General features: G+C 70.9%; 17 protein-coding genes. 12 read left to right on the forward strand and 5 right to left on the reverse strand.

Annotated features, from left to right (window positions below; genetic code table 11):
* Positions 1 to 49: 49 nt before the first annotated feature.
* A complete protein-coding gene (locus ACFWN2_RS22945; RefSeq protein ID WP_382430374.1) occupies positions 50 to 907 on the reverse strand; it encodes an oxidoreductase in 858 nt (285 codons plus the stop codon).
* Positions 908 to 1,036: 129 nt separating this feature from the next.
* On the opposite strand from ACFWN2_RS22945, the gene trpM reads away from it, so the two are divergent.
* From trpM to trpA, 3 genes are read left to right on the forward strand one after another with little or no spacing between them, the layout of a single operon-like run.
* A complete protein-coding gene (gene trpM / locus ACFWN2_RS22950) occupies positions 1,037 to 1,201 on the forward strand; it encodes a tryptophan biosynthesis modulator TrpM (RefSeq protein ID WP_382430376.1) in 165 nt (54 codons plus the stop codon).
* A 59-nt stretch (positions 1,202 to 1,260) separates the two neighbouring features.
* Complete coding sequence (gene trpB, locus ACFWN2_RS22955; protein ID WP_382430378.1) at positions 1,261 to 2,487, forward strand: tryptophan synthase subunit beta; 1,227 nt, start codon at positions 1,261 to 1,263, stop codon at positions 2,485 to 2,487.
* Positions 2,488 to 2,495: 8 nt separating this feature from the next.
* Entirely contained in the window at positions 2,496 to 3,284 is a 789-nt protein-coding gene (trpA, locus tag ACFWN2_RS22960; protein WP_382430589.1) for a tryptophan synthase subunit alpha, read from the forward strand.
* A gap of 4 nt (positions 3,285 to 3,288) precedes the next feature.
* On the opposite strand, the gene ACFWN2_RS22965 is transcribed toward trpA, so the two are convergent.
* Complete coding sequence (locus tag ACFWN2_RS22965; RefSeq protein WP_382430380.1) at positions 3,289 to 4,323, reverse strand: acyl-CoA dehydrogenase family protein; 1,035 nt, start codon at positions 4,321 to 4,323, stop codon at positions 3,289 to 3,291.
* 81 nt (positions 4,324 to 4,404) lie between these two features.
* Between ACFWN2_RS22965 and ACFWN2_RS22970 the strand changes: the two genes are divergently transcribed.
* Positions 4,405 to 5,313: an AraC family transcriptional regulator gene (locus ACFWN2_RS22970; protein WP_382430382.1), complete on the forward strand. Its 909-nt coding sequence runs from the start codon at positions 4,405 to 4,407 to the stop codon at positions 5,311 to 5,313.
* A gap of 257 nt (positions 5,314 to 5,570) precedes the next feature.
* Positions 5,571 to 6,503, forward strand: a complete 933-nt coding sequence (locus ACFWN2_RS22975; RefSeq protein WP_382430384.1) for a nucleoside hydrolase — start codon at positions 5,571 to 5,573, stop codon at positions 6,501 to 6,503.
* Here the strand turns inward: ACFWN2_RS22975 and ACFWN2_RS22980 are convergent.
* Complete coding sequence (locus ACFWN2_RS22980; protein ID WP_382430386.1) at positions 6,496 to 7,506, reverse strand: LacI family DNA-binding transcriptional regulator; 1,011 nt, start codon at positions 7,504 to 7,506, stop codon at positions 6,496 to 6,498. The two genes, ACFWN2_RS22975 and ACFWN2_RS22980, sit on opposite strands and share 8 nt — an antisense overlap.
* A 78-nt stretch (positions 7,507 to 7,584) precedes the next feature.
* Between ACFWN2_RS22980 and ACFWN2_RS22985 the strand changes: the two genes are divergently transcribed.
* Genes ACFWN2_RS22985 through ACFWN2_RS23000 form a run of 4 tightly spaced genes read left to right on the forward strand, consistent with a single transcriptional unit; the run spans position 7,585 to position 11,725 of the window.
* Complete coding sequence (locus ACFWN2_RS22985; RefSeq protein ID WP_382430388.1) at positions 7,585 to 9,018, forward strand: MFS transporter; 1,434 nt, start codon at positions 7,585 to 7,587, stop codon at positions 9,016 to 9,018.
* Entirely contained in the window at positions 9,015 to 9,965 is a 951-nt protein-coding gene (locus ACFWN2_RS22990; RefSeq protein ID WP_382430390.1) for a ribokinase, read from the forward strand. The genes ACFWN2_RS22985 and ACFWN2_RS22990 overlap by 4 nt, the downstream gene beginning before the upstream one ends.
* A gap of 30 nt (positions 9,966 to 9,995) precedes the next feature.
* Positions 9,996 to 10,580: a TetR/AcrR family transcriptional regulator gene (locus ACFWN2_RS22995; RefSeq protein ID WP_382430392.1), complete on the forward strand. Its 585-nt coding sequence runs from the start codon at positions 9,996 to 9,998 to the stop codon at positions 10,578 to 10,580.
* The gene (locus ACFWN2_RS23000; protein WP_382430394.1) at positions 10,577 to 11,725 is read left to right on the forward strand and encodes a GDSL-type esterase/lipase family protein; all 1,149 of its coding nucleotides are present in this window, start codon (positions 10,577 to 10,579) and stop codon (positions 11,723 to 11,725) included. The genes ACFWN2_RS22995 and ACFWN2_RS23000 overlap by 4 nt, the downstream gene beginning before the upstream one ends.
* Here ACFWN2_RS23000 and ACFWN2_RS23005 read toward each other — a convergent pair.
* Together ACFWN2_RS23005 and ACFWN2_RS23010 are read right to left on the reverse strand one after the other, a co-directional pair.
* The gene (locus tag ACFWN2_RS23005) at positions 11,722 to 12,309 is read right to left on the reverse strand and encodes a TetR/AcrR family transcriptional regulator (protein WP_382430396.1); all 588 of its coding nucleotides are present in this window, start codon (positions 12,307 to 12,309) and stop codon (positions 11,722 to 11,724) included. The genes ACFWN2_RS23000 and ACFWN2_RS23005 overlap by 4 nt on opposite strands.
* A 129-nt stretch (positions 12,310 to 12,438) precedes the next feature.
* Complete coding sequence (locus ACFWN2_RS23010; RefSeq protein WP_382430398.1) at positions 12,439 to 13,164, reverse strand: IclR family transcriptional regulator; 726 nt, start codon at positions 13,162 to 13,164, stop codon at positions 12,439 to 12,441.
* A gap of 586 nt (positions 13,165 to 13,750) precedes the next feature.
* Between ACFWN2_RS23010 and ACFWN2_RS23015 the strand changes: the two genes are divergently transcribed.
* From ACFWN2_RS23015 to ACFWN2_RS23025, 3 genes are all read left to right on the forward strand, one after another.
* Positions 13,751 to 13,984: a hypothetical protein gene (locus tag ACFWN2_RS23015; protein ID WP_382430400.1), complete on the forward strand. Its 234-nt coding sequence runs from the start codon at positions 13,751 to 13,753 to the stop codon at positions 13,982 to 13,984.
* Between the two features lie 153 nt (positions 13,985 to 14,137).
* Complete coding sequence (locus tag ACFWN2_RS23020; protein WP_382430402.1) at positions 14,138 to 15,175, forward strand: polyprenyl synthetase family protein; 1,038 nt, start codon at positions 14,138 to 14,140, stop codon at positions 15,173 to 15,175.
* 26 nt (positions 15,176 to 15,201) lie between these two features.
* Positions 15,202 to 16,275: a hypothetical protein gene (locus ACFWN2_RS23025; protein ID WP_382430404.1), complete on the forward strand. Its 1,074-nt coding sequence runs from the start codon at positions 15,202 to 15,204 to the stop codon at positions 16,273 to 16,275.
* Positions 16,276 to 16,554: the final 279 nt, after the last annotated feature.

A 16,554-nucleotide genomic window follows, 5' to 3' on the forward strand; every position in this document is an offset into this window, starting at 1 on the left:
CCGTCCACCTCCGGAATCGCTCGGCATCGCCGTTCAGGATGTCACGCGGTCAGTTCGACGCGATCTGGTGGCCGTCCGGGAAGTCCGTCGACCGCGAGAGCTCCGCCCACGCCTCGATGTCCGCCGTCACGGCGGCGCGGCCGCTCGCCAGGAGCCGCAACGCGTCCGAGCCGAGCACGAGGTGCACCGGCGGGTTCTCCGCGTCGAGCACCTTCAGGACGGCCTCGGCGGCCTTGGCGGGATCACCCAGCTGGTTGCCGCTGGCGGCCTGACGGGCCTCGCGGATCGGCGCGAAGATCTCGTCGTAGTCGGTGATCGTCCGTTCGCTGCGGACCATCGAGCGCCCGGCCCACGCCGTGCGGAACGAGCCGGGTTCGATGACGGTCACGCGCACGCCGAGACCCGCGACCTCCTTGGCCAGCGACTCGAGCATGCCCACCACCGCGTACTTGCTGCCGCAGTAGTAGGACAGGCCGGGAAAGGCCATGAGCCCGCCCATGGAGCTGACGGCGAAGATGTGCCCCGACCGCCGCTCGCGCATGCCGGGGAGCACCGCGTGGACGGTGGCGGCGACACCGAACACGTTGGCCTCGAACTGCGCGCGCAGCTCGGCCATCGGCGACTCCTCGAACACGCCCTCGTGGCCGTAGCCGGCGTTCGCGATCAGCACGTCGATCGGGCCGACGGTCCGCTCGACCTCTCCCACCACGGCGAAGACGGCCTCGTCGTCGGTCACGTCGAGCTGCCGCGCGTGGGCGCGTCCGGGAGCGAGGGCCTCGAACGCGCCGAGGTCCTCGGCCCTGCGCACGGTGCCGACGACGGTGTGCCCGGCGTCGAGCGTGCCCTGCGCGAAGGCCCTGCCGAGGCCGCTGCTCACTCCGGTGATCAGAAACGTTCGTGTGGTCATGGCACCGAATCTACACTGTGCAGATAAAAATCTGCACAGTGTCGACTATCACGGGTCGCCGCCCCGCGAGCGTCTCACCGCTCACAACGCGCTTGCCGAAACCGAGTGCCGGCGGGTAAACCTGGCACCGTGCCCCTCACCGTCCGTCTCGCCCGTGGCCGTCGGCCGCGTGGCTGTCGCGCGCCCGCACGGCGCGTGCTCGGACGCAGGGTTCGGTACGTGATCGGCTCCGAGGCGGGCCAGGTCAACGGGATGCGATGGCGTCGTGCGCCGCGCGTCGCGCGGGATCGCTGACTCCCAGACCACTCACGACACCACCCGGGACGGACGTTCCGGGTCAGGAGCACATCGCCATGGAGCACGACTTCTTCTTCCCCGCCGCGCCGGAAGGCCTCCCGAATCCCGACGGGTACTTCGGCGCGTTCGGCGGCCGGTTCGTCCCGCAGGCCCTCGTCGCGGCCATCGACCAGGTCGCCGCCGAGTACGAACGGGCGAAGGCGGATCCCGCGTTCGTCGCCCGGTTCGAGGACCTGCTCGCCCACTACGTCGGCAGGCCGAGCGCGCTCACCGAGGTGCCTCGGTTCGCCGAACACGCCGGCGGCGCGCGGGTCTTCCTCAAACGCGAGGACCTCAACCACACCGGCTCGCACAAGGTGAACAACGCACTCGGCCAAGCCCTTCTGGCACAACGGATGGGCAAGACCCGCGTGATCGCGGAGACCGGCGCCGGCTCGCACGGCGTCGCGACCGCCACGGCGTGCGCACTGACCGGACTCTCCTGCACCGTCTACATGGGAGAGACGGACATGCGGCGCCAGGCCGTCAACGTGGCGCGGATGGAGCTGCTCGGCGCCGAGGTCGTCCCGGTGACGTCAGGGTCCCGCACCCTCAAGGACGCCATCAACGAGACGTTCCGCGACTGGGTCGCCCGCACCGAGGACACGCACTACCTCTTCGGCACGGTCGCCGGGCCGCACCCGTTTCCCGCCATGATCCGCGACTTCCAGCGCGTCATCGGCGTCGAGGCCCGGCGCCAGCTCCTCGAACGGACCGGGCGGCTGCCCGACGCGGCGATCGCGTGCGTCGGAGGCGGTTCTAACGCGATCGGCCTGTTCCACGCGTTCCTCGACGACCCGGTGCGGCTGATCGGCTGCGAGGCCGCCGGGCGCGGGGTGGACAGCGGCGAGCACGCGGCGTCGTTGACCGCGGGCGAACCCGGAGTCCTGCACGGCTCCCGTTCCTACGTCCTGCAGGACGACGAGGGGCAGATCATCGAGGCCTGGTCGATCTCGGCCGGGCTCGACTACCCCGGCGTCGGGCCCGAACACGCGCACCTGCACTCGTCCGGCCGCGCGGAGTACCGCCCGGTCACCGACGACGAGGCGATGCGGGCGTTCCGGCTGCTCGCCACGACCGAGGGCATCGTCCCCGCGATCGAGAGCGCGCACGCGCTGGCCGGCGCGCTCCAGGTCGGCGCCGAGCTCGGCCCGAACGCCCTCCTGCTCGTGAACCTCTCCGGCCGCGGCGACAAGGACATGGACACGGCGTCCGTCCACTTCGGACTGGAGGCGGCCCGATGAGCGGGAACCTGAAGCTCCTCACCGACACGCTCGCCCAGGCCCGGCAGGACGGCCGCGCGGCGCTCGTCACCTACCACCCTGCCGGGTTTCCCACGGTGGACGGGGGAATCGCCGCGATCCTGGCGACCCTCGACGCCGGCGCGGACGTCGTCGAGGTCGGCCTGCCGCACAGCGACCCGGTGCTGGACGGCCCGGTGATCCAGACGGCGGACGACATCGCGTTGCGCGGCGGGGTGCGGATCGCCGACGTGCTGCGCACGGTGCGCGAGGTGCACGCCGCCACGGGCAAACCGGTGCTCGTCATGTCGTACTGGAACCCCGTGTCCCGCTACGGCGTCGAGCGGTTCGCACGGGAACTGGCCGAGGCGGGCGGCGCGGGCTGCGTGCTGCCGGACCTGCCGGTGGCCGAGTCGGCCGAATGGCGCCGGCAGGCCGCGGAGCACGACCTGGCCACCGTCTTCGTGGTCGCGCCGAGCAGCACGGACGCCCGCCTCGCGGACACCGTCGCGGCCGGAACCGGCTTCGTCTACGCGTCCGCGCTGATGGGCGTCACCGGGGCGCGCGAGTCCGTCGACGAGGCCGCCGCCGTCCTGACCTCGCGGCTGCGCGCGATCACCGACCTTCCGGTGTGCGTCGGCATGGGCGTCGCGAACGCCCGGCAGGCGGCCGACGTGGCCGGGTTCGCCGACGGCGTGATCGTCGGATCCGCTTTGGTGTCAACACTTCTGGACACCGGGGACCTGGGCGCCCTCGCCCGGCTCACCGGGCAGCTGGCCGCCGGGGTGCGTTCGGGCTGAGGCGCTACCCCGCCAGTGCCGTGCCGAGGTTCTCGACCGCGAGGTAGGGGTTGAGGTGCGGGTGCCGGCTGCCCACGGCGACGTCGCGCCAGAAGCGCTGGAGCGGGTTCGACACGTCGAACCCGCTCGCGCCGTGCAGGTCGAGCATCAGGTCGACCGCGGCACGGCAGTCCCGCCCGGCGTCCGCGAGCGCCCTGCGCAGCCGTGGACCGTCCACAGGGGACAGTTCACCCGCGCTCGCCTCGCGGGCGACGGCGAGCATCGTCGTCTCGGCGCGCTGTACGAGGTACGAGGCGTCCGCCAGCCAGTGCCGGGCGCCCGGAGACTCTCCCATGCGCGAATAGGAGGTCATGAACGGCTTGCGGTCCGAAGCGAACATCGCGGTCACGACGTCGAGCGCGCCCTGGGCCGCGCCCACCACCGGGCCGAGCACCGTCATCGCGAACAGCATCATGTCGTTCAGCGCGAACGGCGCCGCCGCGACGATCCGGCCGGCCGGCACCAGGACGCCGTCGGCGACCAGGGTGTGGCTGCCGGTCCCGCGCATGCCCGCCATCGTCCAGGTCCGCTCGACGGCGAGGTCCGCGGTCGGCACCAGCGCGAAGGAGAACGCGCCGTCGGCCATCACCGCGACCAACGCCCAGTCCGCGTCCTCGCAGCCGGAGACGTTCGCCCAGCGACCCGTGACGCGCACGCCTTCCGCCACCCGCTCACCACGGCCGCCGGGCACCCCCGAACCGCAGAAGAGCGCGTCCGGGTCGGCGAAGAACTCGGGCTTCTCCTCGGCGACGAAGGCGCGGCCGGCGAGGTTCTTGCTCGTGACGCACGTCCCCGCCACCCATGCGGTGGACGGACAGGCACGCCCCAAGCCGGTCAGCTCGCGCGCAATCGTTTCCGCATCAGCCCAGGCACCGCCGTACGCCTCCGGCGTGCGCAACGCGAACACGCCGTTCTCACGCAACGCGGCCAAGCCCTCGGGGGCGGGCCGCTCGTTCTGTTCCACTGCCGCGGCATGAGCGCGCAGGACTTCGTTGATCACTCCACCGAGCCAAGCAGCGCGCGGGGTCCGGGTGCCATGCGCGAACGCCACCGGTTCATACGCGTCACTACGATCGACGGCATGGACCTGATCAGCGAGGTGATCCGCACGGTGCGGGTCGGCGCCGCGCACGCCCGCCTGATCAGGCCGGACGGTCCGGGCGTCCGCTTCCCCGAGTTCGACGGCAGCGGGTTCCACATCCTCCTGCACGGCGTCTGCTGGCTCGTCGGCGACGGCGACCCGGTCTTCCTGCGCCCCGGCGACATCGTGCTGACGACCTCCGGCGGCGCGCACGGCCTCAGCGAGACCCCCTGCGGGTTGCAGGACCTGCCGATGGTGGAGATGAGCGACCGCCCACCGCCGCCCGGCCCCACGCCGTTCGAGTTCCTGTGCGGCTCCTACCGCCTCGAACACAGCCGCACGCCCCAGTACCTCCGCACCCTGCCCGGCCTCATCACCGTGTCGCCGGACCAGGAGCGCCACCCGGAGACGCGGTCGCTGATCTCCCTGCTGGCAGCACACGTCACCGCGCCCCGACCGGGCTCCAACGCGACGTTGCGGGCACTTCTGGACCTCGTGCTCGTGCAGGTGCTGCGCCAATGGCACGAGCAGAACGCCACCCCGGCGTGGCCGGAGGTCTCCCACCCCGGCCTCGCCGCCGCACTGCGCGAGATCCACGAGAACCCGCACCGCCCGTGGACGGTCGGCCGTCTGAGCGAGGTGGCGCGGATGCCCCGCGCGGCGTTCTCCCGGCACTTCACCAGCGCGGTCGGCCAGCCCCCGATGACCTACCTCACCGGCTGGCGGCTCAGCCGCACCGCCCAGCTGCTGCGCGAGACCGACGCCTCGCTGGCGCGGATCGCGCCGCAGGTCGGGTATTCGACGGAGTTCGCGCTGTCGGCGGCGTTCCGGCGGGAGTACGGGGTGTCGCCGGGGCGGTTCCGCGGTGGCGCATCAGGTGGGAGCGCGAACGGGTCGACCGACGCCTGAGAAGCCGTGGCGAGCCCGCATCGCGCGGTGTCGTCCCGCGCGGGGACGCGATCCGGTCAGCAACGCCTCCGCTGGGGCGCGTGCCACAGGCTGCTGACGTGCCCGCAAGCTTTGCTGTCGCGTCGCGCTTTCCGTGACCATCCGTCACCCTCGGTGGCCAAGCCGGCCCTGTTGACACACCCACCCGGCGAGTGGAATCGTTTCCGCAATCCAGTGGAAACGATTCCACTCCTCCACGAGGAGCACCAAGGAGCACCATGCCGACTCCCGTCATCATCGACTGCGACCCCGGACACGACGACGTCTTCGCCCTCTGGCTGGCCGCGGGGAACCCGGCGATCACCCTGCTCGGCGTCACGACGGTCGGGGGCAACGGCCGCCTGGAGCACACGACGTTCAACGCGCGGGTCGCCCTGACCGTGGCCGGCGTCGAGGGCGTGCCCGTCGCCGCGGGCGCCGACAAGCCGTTGCGGCGTGAGCTCACGCCGGCGACCTGGATCCACGGGAACAACGCGCTCGGTGGCCCCGAGCTGCCCGAACCGACGGTGCCGCTGGACGGGCGGGGTGCGATCGAGCTGATCTCGGACCTGCTGGAGGCCTCGCAGGAGCCCGTCACGCTGATCCCGACTGGACCGCTCACCAACATCGCGATGCTGCTGGAGCAGCGGCCGGATCTCCGCGACAAGATCAAGGAGATCATCTGGATGGGCGGCTCTACGGGCCGCGGCAACGTCGGCGCCTACCCCGAGTTCAACGCCTGGGTCGACCCCGAGGCCGTCGACCTGGTCTTCAAGGCCGGTCTGCCGCTCACGATGGTCGGGCTCAACATCTCGCACCAGGCCCTGATCACCGAGCAGGTGATCGAGTCGATCGGCGCGATCGGCAACGAGACCAGCGCGTTCGGCGTCGAGCTGCTCCGCTTCTTCTGCAGCACCTACGACGCGGTCGAGAGCATGCCCGAGGGGCCGTTGCACGACCCCATCACGGTGGCGATCGCCATCGACCGGGCGGTGGCGACGGTGCAACGCAGCCACGTCGACGTCGAGACGAAGGGCGAGTTCACGTCCGGCGCCACGGCGGTCGACCTGCACGACATGCTCGGCAAGGAGCCGAACGCGGACATCGCGATCACGCTGGACGTGCCGAGGTTCTGGCAGCTGGTCCGCGAGGCCGTCGCCAACCTCAAGTGAGCGGGGTGCGCTCCGTCGAACCGCCGGGGCGCAGCGTCGTGTGCAGCCGGACGTGGGAACCGGTGTCCTCGGCGTCCTCGATCTGGCGGGTGAGCTGGGCGATCGCGACCTCCGCGATCTTCGCCATCGGCTGCCGCACGGTCGTGAGGGTCGGGTTGCAGATGTCGGAGAGGATCGTGCCGTCGAAGCCGGTGACCATCACGTCGCCCGGCACGGAGCGCCCGTGGCGGGCGAACCCGGCGAGCAGGCCGGTCGCGATCAGGTCGTCGCCCGCGATCACCGCGTCCGGCAGCGCGGACCGGCGCAGCAGCTGGGCCGCGGCGGAGAGGCCGAACTCGAAGAGGTACCGGTCGATGATCGGGCGCTGCGCCACGAGACCGAGCCGCTCCACGCCCGCCGCGAACGCGCGTTCCCGTTCCCTGCCGACCGACGTCCTGTCGTCGGCGCCGACGAACACGACCGTCGTGGCGCCCCGGTCGCGGACGTGGCGCAGGGCCTGGTCGACGCCGTCCGCGTTGTCGACGCCGACGTAGCTCAACGCCGAATCGTCCTCGACCCGGCGGTCGACCTGCACGAGCGGGAGCCGGCGCGCGATTTTCGTGATGACGGGACTCGACCGGTCGAAATAGGCCGGAACGGCGAAAATTCCGCGCACGCGGCGGCTGGCCAACGCTTCTAGACGTTCGGTCTCACGATCGAGCTCACCGTGCGAGTCGGCGATGAGCAATTTCAGACCGAGGTTCGACAACTGGTCCTCGAACTCGTGGACCAGTGATGCGTAGAAGGGATTGCTGACCATGGGAACGACGATTCCGACGACCCCGTCCGAACCTTCACGAAGAGCCTTGCCCAGCGCGTTGACCTGGTAACCGAGGCGGTCCGCTGCTTCACGGACGGCCCGGATCGCCTCTGCCGAGGCCGGTCCCTTTCCGCCCAGCGCGCGCGAGGCGGTCGCAATCGAGACCCCTGCGGCCTCTGCAACGTCCCGTAGCGAAACCGCCATTGCCCCACCGTCGACCGAAAACCAACAGGATTCGCGAGTCTACCACCGCCCTGATCCCACCAGAAAGCACCCGCGACAATGTCAGTGAACCGCACCCGGCCTGATTCTTCGGTCACCGTCCTGATGGTGGCGTTCCTTTCCGCGTGTCTCGCCTTCCAGCTCAACGCGAGCATGCTCAGTCCCGCGCTCGTGTCGATCGAACAACAGCTCGGCGTGAGCGCGGGCGCCGTGGCCACCACGCAGACCGCGTTCTTCACGTCGGCCGCGTTGTTCGCGCTCTTCCTCCCGAGACTGGCCGACATCGCGGGACGGCGACGGGTCCTGTGCGTCGCCCTGGTGCTGATGACGGCCGGCTGCGTGATCGCGGCCCTCGCGACGAACGTCGAGATGCTCTTCGCCGGCCGGGTCGTCCAGGGCGCGTCCGGGCCCGTGATCCCGATCGTGCTGGTGATGCTGCGCGACGAGGTCCCCGAGCCGAGGAAGTACGGGACGCTCATGGGGGTGGTGACCGCGGTCAACGGTGGCATCGCCGGGGTGGACGCCCTGCTCGGCGGCTACCTCGTGACGAACCACGGTTTCCAGTCCATCTTCTGGACGATGGCGGCGGTGGCCGTCGGCGCCGCCGTCCTGGTGCGCCTGCTGACGCGCGAGTCGTTCGCGCAGGACCGCAGGCGGCTGGACGTGAGCGGAACGGTGCTCCTCGTCGTCGCGGTGGGCGCGGCCCTGGTGTCCATCAACGAGATGGGCGAGTTCGGCGACGCGAACTGGGCGCTCGCCGCCGGAACCGCCGCGCTCGCCGTCGTCGCCTTCGTGGCGTTCTGGGTCGTCGAGGGACGAGTGCCCGCGCCACTGGTCCCGAACAGCCAGCTGCGCGAACGGTCCACGTGGGCCCTGATCACCACGACCGCGCTGGTGCTGTGCGGCGTCTTCGCCGTGATGAACGGACTTCTCCCGGCACTCGCCCAGGACGCGGCGCTCGGCTACGGCCTCGACGCCGAAGCCGTGTCGGCGCTGGTCCTCACGCCGTACGCCGTCGCCGGACTGCTGGTCGGGCCGCTGTCGGGACGGCTCGCCGCCGGGTTCGGCTACCTGAACGTGCTGCGGCTGGGGCTCGTCGGCGCGATGCTCGGCATGATCGCCCTGGCCTTCGGCGTGCACGGCAGTTCCACGGCGTTCCTGTTCGTCACGGCCGTGTGGGTCGGCGTCACGTACGCGGGCATGGCCAACATCATGCTCAACGGACTCGGCGTCGTGCTGAGCCCGCGGGACCGGCCGGGCTCCCTTCCCGGACTGTCCGCGGGGGCGTTCAACATCGGCGCCGGCGTCAGCTTCCTCGTCCTGTACGCGATCCAGGCCGCGGCCACGTCCTCCCCCGATGAGCCCGCCTCCGGGTACGTCGCCGCCGTCCTCGGCAGCGTCGTCCTGCTGGCCGCCGCCCTCGCCCTGTCGTTCGCGATCCCCCGTCCCGTGTCCGCGGAGACGGCGGGCCTGAAGCTCGGAGGTGTCCATTGAGGACCGGTCGAATCGTCAGCGCGGGGTCGGTGAACCTCGACCACTCCGCTCGCGTTCCGTCCATCGCCAAGCCCGGCGAGACCCTCCTCGCGGAGTCGGTGCTCACCAGCGCGGGCGGCAAGTCGTTCAACCAGGCCGTCGCCGCCCGCCTGCTCGGCGGTGAGGTCGAGCTCGTCGCGATGGTGGGCGACGACAGCGCGGGGCGTGCCGTGCTCGACGACCTCCGCGAGCTCGGGATCGGGGCGGACCGGGTCCTCGTGAGCCGCGAGGTCCCGACAGGATCGGCGTTCATCAGCGTGGACGCCGCCGGGGAGAACGCGATCGTCGTCGCCCAGGGCGCCAACGCCCGGCTGACCGCGACGGACGAGGTGGTCGCCGCGGTCTCGGAGGCGGACGTCGTCCTGCTGGCACTGGAGGTTCCGCTCGGCACGGTCGCCGCCTGCGCTCGTGCCGGAGCGGCGAACGGCGCGAAGGTCGTGCTCAACCTGTCGCCTTATCAGCGGGTGCCGGCGGAGCTGCTGCACGACTGCTTCGTGGTGATCGTCAACGACCACGAGCTGACGAACCTGTTGTCGGACAACGGTTCCATCAACGTCGCCGGCAACTGGGCGGAGACAGCGGCCACCCTCCAGTACATGGGCGTCGACCGCGCGATCGTGACGCTCGGAGCGCGCGGGTCCGTGCTCTTCGAACGCGGCGAGTACACCCGCGTTCCCGCCGTGCCGATCACGCCCGTCGACACGACCGGCAGCGGTGACGCGTTCGCGGGAGCCGTCGGCTACGCCCTCTCCCGCGGTCTCGACCTGGTCGACGCGGTCAGGCTGGGGTCGGAGGTGGGAGCGCTGGCGGCGACCCGGCCGGGAGCCCGGTCGTCGTACCCGACCCTGCGGGAGTTGGAGGTCTGGCGTTGCGTGCCGAACGCGTGGACCGTCCCCTATAGACAGTAGGCTTGAACCTACATGCTGTAGTCTGGGTTCATGCGCTCTCCACTCAGTGCCGCCGTCGTGATCGCCGACGCCGCGGCGCTCGCGGACGAGGCGGGGTTCGAGAAGGTGACCCTGTCGGCGGTCGCGAGGCGTCTCGGTGTGCAGGCGCCCAGCCTGTACTCGCACGTCCGCGACCTGGAGGCGTTGCGGGACGGGATGACCGCGCTCGCGCTCGGCGAGCTGGCCGACCTGGTCGCGACGGCGATCGCCGGGCGTTCCGGCCTGTCCGCGCTGCGGGCGTACGCGGCGGCCTACCGGACCTACGCGCTGGAGTCGCCGGGGCGATGGCAGTCGATGCAACGCCGTGCGGGCGAGGCCGTCGTGCGCTCGGACGCCGCGCGGAACATGTCCACGCAGGCGGGCGCGGTGCTCAGGGGCTACCCGGTGCCGCCGGACGAGCACGTCCACGCGGTGCGGCTGCTGGGCAGCACGATCAACGGCTTCCTGGCTCTCGAACGCACCGGCAACTTCGACCACAGCTCCCCCGCGCCCGAGGTGACGTGGGACAGGACAGTGGTCGCTCTCGACGCGCTGCTGCGGGCGTGGCCCGTGCACTCCGGAACGGACAGCTCATGATCACCACGCCCCTGACCGACGCGCTGGTGCGCGGTGCCGCCGAACTGGAGGACACCGGCCGCGGGCTGCGCGCGCACCGCCTGCCCGCCTGGGTGCGCACCCGATTCCCCGACCCCCAGCTGCTGGCCGCGCAGAGCCAGCCCTCCGGCGTGCGCGTGGTGATGGCGACCGGCGCGCGCACCGTCGAGCTGGACCTCCACCCGACCCGCGTCTCGTACCGCGGCACCTCACGCCCGCGCGGCAGCGTCGACCTGGTCGTCGACGGCGACCTGTTCGGCAGCACCCAGGTCGACGGCGGCGACCACGTCGAGATCGACCTCGCCACCGGCACGCCGGAGTTCCACGCGGGAACGGCGGGCACGATCCGGTTCGACGGCCTTCCGGCGGGCGACAAGGTCGTCGAGATCTGGTTGCCCCACAACGAGGGTCTGGAGATCGTCGCGCTGCGCACGGACGCGCCGGTCCGGCCCGTCGCGGCGGACAAGCGGATCTGGCTGCACCACGGCAGCTCGATCAGCCACGGCTCGAACGCGACCTCGCCGACCAGGACCTGGCCCGCCGTCGCGGCGCGTCTCGGCGACGTCGAGCTGCACAACCTCGGGTTCGGCGGCAGCGCGCTCGCCGACCAGTTCGTCGCGCGGGTCATCCGCGACCGGCCGGCCGACCTGATCAGCGTGAAGCTCGGCATCAACGTGGTGAACCTGGACGTGATGCGGCTGCGCGCCTTCGTGCCCGCCGTGCACGGGTTCCTGGACACGATCCGCGACGGTCACCCGACCACGCCGCTCGTGCTGATGTCGCCGATCTTCTGCGGCACCCACGAGGACACGCCGGGCCCCGGCGCGATGCACACCGACGCCCAGGGCACCGTCACGTTCTCCGCCACCGGCCCGCACGGACCGGCACCGCAGCTGACCCTGCGGATCATCCGCGACGCGCTGAAGTCGCTGGCCGAACGCCGGGCGGACGACCCGAACCTGCACCACCTCGACGGCACCCGGCTCTACGGCGAACAGGACGCGCTCACGCACCCGCTGCCCGACGCCCTGCACCCGGACACGGCGACGCACGGGCTGATCGGTGAGCGGTTCGCGCGGTACGCCTTCGAGGCGGGCGGACCGTTCGCAGCGGGCAGCGCGCCCTAAGCGGTGCCGGACCGGTAGGTCAGCAGCCCGTTGACCCCGGCGAGGAACGTGGCGCCGACCGCCTCCGGGTCCGTCAGGCATCCCGCCGCCATGGCGCCGTCGCGGAGCATGACGAAGTGCCGGGCCGCCGCGGGAGCCGACTTCTCGTCGATCTGCGCGAACAGGTCGGTGATGGTCTGCAGGAACCACGCGCGGTGGTCGAGCACGGCGTTCAGCACGGGGTGCGAGCGGTCGGGGAACTCGGCCGCGGCGTTGAGGAAGGCACAGCCCCGGAAGCCGGTGGACTCGATGCCGGCGGCGATGCCCTGGGCGACGGCGCGCAGCGCCTGGTCCGCGGGGAGGCCGCTGCCGAGGGCCTGCTCGACCTGGTCGCGGTCCATCTGGGCGACGGTCTGGAGGTAGGCGACGACCAGCTCGTCCTTGCTGGCGAAGTGCCGGTACAACGTCGCGCGGGTCACCTTCGCCTCCGCGACGATCCGGTCGATTCCGACGGAGTGGAGGCCCTCGGAGTAGAAGATCCGCGTCGCCGTGGCGAGCAGGCGCGACCGCGCTTCGGAGACCTGACCTCGAACGTTCTGCACCATTGACGCAAGGTTACCAGATAGAACGGTCAGTCTTCGGGTTCGGGCGAGCGGCGCCACCTGCGCGAACGCTTCGTGACGGAGGTGTCCTGCCGGCTGGTCTCTCAACCGCCAGGACGGGCCGTCATCGGCTCATGCCGCGGGTACCGCGCCGAGCCTGCGGTGAGACGAGACGATGACGCCGCACGTGTGGGCCGCCGAACGCAGACGCGTCGTCAGCGACTCCAGGCGTGCCGGGGACGCCGGCACCAGCGCGGACAACGCGGCCACGACGCGGCGGTCGGAGTCGAGGACCGGCACGACGACGGCGCTGAAGCCGAGGGTGCCCGTCAGGGGCTCGACGGCCACGCCCTCCCTCTTCACGCGGTCCAGCGGAAGGCGGGCGAACTCGCCGGTCCCCGCCTCGGCGGCCGCGCAGCCCGGTGCGCCGAAGGCCAGCATCACGCTGCCGACCACGCTGCGGTGCGCGGGCACGTCGTCGGGAAACGCCTGCGCCAGAACACCTTGCCGCATGCCGTGCACCTTCTCGACGCACCGCACGAGTCCTCCCTCCACCACCGACAGCGACACCGGGGCACCGGTCGCCTGGTGGAAGTCGATCAGGCAGGGCAGCAGCAGGGTCCGCAGCGCGGTCACCGACCGCGTCACGGCGGAACCACCCAGCCTCGCGGCCTGGTCGCTCAACTGGTAGCCGGACGGCAGCTGGTGCACGAATCCCGAGTCGACCAGAACCCGGAGAACGCGGTGAACCGTCGACTTCGGGAACGACAGTCTTCGCGCCAACTGCGAAACACCGATCACTTCCGTCCTGCACTCGAAAGCCCCGAGCACCAGCAGCGCCTTTGCCGCCGCGCCCACCTGGGGCAGATCCTCATGATCCTTCGAAACACGTGTGAGCTCGTGCACGGTATTACCTCCGCTCGCGGAAAACGTGAGGAATTGCGCTGAGCGTAGGAGCGTTTCCAGGTGGACCTCCTAGGGCAATCCCCTAATCCTCACCGCGAACCGGGACCGGCGACCGGGCCCAATTAGTCCAGGCGGGGGACATCGAGAGCGCTTCGTCGACCGTCCAACCCGCGGGTGCTAGCGTGGCCAGCTGACCTGACCAGGGATGACACCGGACAGACCCGTCGCGGCGCGGGCATTGGAGCGACCACGTGCGAGGTCCATCACCATCGCCTGGCGCGTCAACGCACCTGGCTCCGGCATGACGAGTCACGAGTCTCTTCTGCAGCAGGTGCTCGACAACGTGAAGGCGTCGGCGGTCCTCATGATCTCCAATCCTTCCGGCGAGGATTTGGGCCGGTGCGCCGACGATCTCGAACACAGCGTCAAACTGCTGGAATCACTGGAAGCGCCTTCCGCCGCGTCCCCACAGGCAACGCGCGGAACGTTCGGAACCGTTCAACACCGGCTTCGTGACACCGCCTCCGCGGAGTTCGCCGTGTTTCGGGAACTGCAATGTGCGCTGGGGCTGTCCGCTGATCGCAGCGGCGCGTTGTTCGACGCGATCAACGTGCTGGTGGCGGACCGCGGGGCCTCGCTCGGTGACGTTCTCGCGGGCAGGGTCGAGTGCGAACCCGTCCAGCGCGTCGCGGCGGCCGCGCTGAACCTGGCCGAGGTGGCGTGGCGGTGTCACACCGACCAGCTGCGCGCTCCGCCGCCGAACTGGATCTGACGACCACGAACACGTCCTTTTAGGACTTCGGCGCCACCGTTCTCCGCCCGCAAGCCGTTCTGCGAGCCGGAACGACGCGTCGCGTCGTCGTGCGCCACTCCCCTAGCGTCCTGCCTGATCTTGCCGGCAAGCGCACTCAGAGGAGTGGGTTCCGTGACTCTCACCGACTCAGCGACGACCCCCGCCGCCGACGCGTTGCGCCTCACCGCGCAACAGGTCGGCCGGCGGCTCAGGTCGGCGCTCTCGGAGCTTCCCCAGCCACTGCGCGCGGGCGCGGGTTTCCACTTCGGGTTCTCCGACGCCCAGGGCACGCCGATCATGGCCTCGCCGGGGAAGATGGTGCGTTCCGCGTTCGTGTTCGCCGCCTCTCGGGCTGTCAACGGCGGCGCGATCACCCCCTCGACGCCGCACGCCGGGGCCGCGGTCGAACTCGCCCACAACTTCTCGCTCGTCCACGACGACGTGATGGACCAGGACCGCGTGCGCCGCGGCCGGCCGACCGTGTGGGCCCAGTTCGGCGTCCCCTACGCGATCCTGCTGGGCGACGCGATGGTGTCGCTGGCCAACCGGATCTTGTTGCGGTCCGGCGGCGAGAACGCGGCGACGATGAGCGCCGAGCTCAGCTCCGTCGTGATCGACCTCTGCGTGGGCCAGCTCCAGGACATGACCTTCGAGCAGGCACCGGAGGTCACTCCGGAGGAGTACCTGGAGATGGCGGCCGGCAAGACCGCCGCCCTGCTGGCCGGTTCCTGCGCTCTCGGCGCACTGGCGGGAGGTGCCGGCGCGCGTCAGGTGTCGGCGCTGCGCAAGTTCGGTCACCACGTCGGTCTCGCGTTCCAGCTGGTCGACGACCTGCTCGGGATCTTCGGCGACCCGGAGGTCACCGGGAAGCCGGTCGGCGCGGATCTGTTGCGGTACAAGAAGAGCATGCCCGTGCTGGCCGCCGTGCGGTCCGGCACGGCGGCCGGGGACGAGCTCGGCGAGCTCTACCGCACCCGGTCGATCACCGCCGGGAACCTCGGCCACGCGGTGGCTCTGGTGGACCGGGCCGGCGGCCGGGAGCGGACCCGCGTCGAAGCACGACGCCAGCACGACCTGGCCGTCGCGACCCTCGGCGAGGTCGGCGGCGAGCCAGGAGCCGTGGCGGAGCTCGGGGCGCTCGCCCTCTACATGGTCAGCAGGAGCAAGTGAGCAGAAGGGGAAACACCTTGCCGTCCTTGAACATCGACGACGTCGACCTGCCGTTGATCTACTGCCCGGTCGAGGGTGAGCTCAACCCGGCGACCGCGCGTGTGGAGGCCCGATCGGTCGAGTGGATCGACGAACACCGCCTGTACGAGACCGAGCAGGAACGCGCCTGGCTGCTGGCGACGAAGAGCGCCGACTTCTGCGGCCGGTACTACCCCGAGGCCGACGAGGAACGCCTGCTGGCCACCGCGCTCTGGACGTACTGGGCGTTCGCCTTCGACGACAACTACTGCGACAACGGCGAAACGTGCGACCAGCCAGCGAAGTTCGCGGAGGTCGCGGGATACGTCCAGCGGGCGTGGGAGGTGCCGACCCTGCTGAAGTCGGGTGACCCGCGGCTCGACCACTACCTCGCGGCGATGCAGGACGTCTCCGCGCGCTTCCACCGGCTCGGCACTCCCACGCAGTTGCAGCGCATGGACGCCGCGCACTGCTCGTACCTGTTCGGAGTGCAGTGGCAGGTGAGCAACCGCAGCAGGAACGTCTTCCCAGGGCTGGACGGGTATCTCCTGATGCGGCGCGGCGCCGTCGGTGTCGGGCCGCTGATCGCGGCTCTGGAGTTCGCGCACCGCAACGAGGTCCCCGCGCACGAGTGGGACTCCGCCGCCGTGCGGGCGCTCACCGAGATGGTGATCGTGATCGTGGCCCTCGACAACGACCGGCAGTCGATCGTCAAGGAGCTGCGCCTGGGGCAGACCGAGCAGAACGTCTTCACCGCGCTCATGGGCGAGGGTCTGTCGCTGCCGGAGGCCATCGCGGAGGCGACGGCGTTGCGTGATCGCGTGTTCTGCCGCTTCGTGGAGGTGGAGGAGCGGACGAGGCGGGGCGGCAGTGCGGCGTTGCTGCGGTACCTGCAGGGCCTGCGGTGGGCGATCCGCGGCAACGCGGAGTGGGGGCTGACGATCCCCCGCTACCTGAGTGACGGTCCCCTCCCGGAGACCGCGGGTTCCCCCGTCGACGTCGACTGGGCGAAGCAGCCCGCCGGTCACGACGGCCGGCCGGTACCGCCGAGCATCGCGTGGTGGTGGGAGGACTTCTCCTGATCTGAGAACCCGGTCAGGCAACAGTTCACTTCCGGTGACCAGACTCGTCGAACCACTCATTGTGCAATGGGACGCTGCACGGGTGGGGGAATTCCTCGTTCGTCGCGTCGCACCTGTTCCTGGACGTTCACGATGACGTCCTGGATCTCTGCTCGAAACATCTCACGACACCGACCTGTCCGCACTTTCCCGGTTCCGGGAAAGTGAACACCGGAACACCCGAGCGGCCCGCCCCCGGCACGAAGCCGGAGCGGGCCGCTCGGTCGTGTCTCCGGTTCG

Origin of the sequence: Lentzea sp. NPDC058436 (assembly GCF_042721515.1) — a bacterium.
GTDB lineage: Bacteria > Actinomycetota > Actinomycetes > Mycobacteriales > Pseudonocardiaceae > Lentzea.

Excerpts from the sequence above, each read along its gene's own strand:
- ACFWN2_RS22945 (WP_382430374.1), bottom strand. The coding sequence starts at position 907 with ATGACCACACGAACGTTTCTGATCACCGGAGTGAGCAGCGGCCTCGGC.
- trpB (WP_382430378.1), top strand. The coding sequence starts at position 1,261 with ATGGAGCACGACTTCTTCTTCCCCGCCGCGCCGGAAGGCCTCCCGAAT.
- ACFWN2_RS22970 (WP_382430382.1), top strand. The coding sequence starts at position 4,405 with ATGGACCTGATCAGCGAGGTGATCCGCACGGTGCGGGTCGGCGCCGCG.
- ACFWN2_RS22975 (WP_382430384.1), top strand. The coding sequence starts at position 5,571 with ATGCCGACTCCCGTCATCATCGACTGCGACCCCGGACACGACGACGTC.
- ACFWN2_RS22980 (WP_382430386.1), bottom strand. The coding sequence starts at position 7,506 with ATGGCGGTTTCGCTACGGGACGTTGCAGAGGCCGCAGGGGTCTCGATT.
- ACFWN2_RS22985 (WP_382430388.1), top strand. The coding sequence starts at position 7,585 with ATGTCAGTGAACCGCACCCGGCCTGATTCTTCGGTCACCGTCCTGATG.
- ACFWN2_RS22995 (WP_382430392.1), top strand. The coding sequence starts at position 9,996 with ATGCGCTCTCCACTCAGTGCCGCCGTCGTGATCGCCGACGCCGCGGCG.
- ACFWN2_RS23000 (WP_382430394.1), top strand. The coding sequence starts at position 10,577 with ATGATCACCACGCCCCTGACCGACGCGCTGGTGCGCGGTGCCGCCGAA.
- ACFWN2_RS23005 (WP_382430396.1), bottom strand. The coding sequence starts at position 12,309 with ATGGTGCAGAACGTTCGAGGTCAGGTCTCCGAAGCGCGGTCGCGCCTG.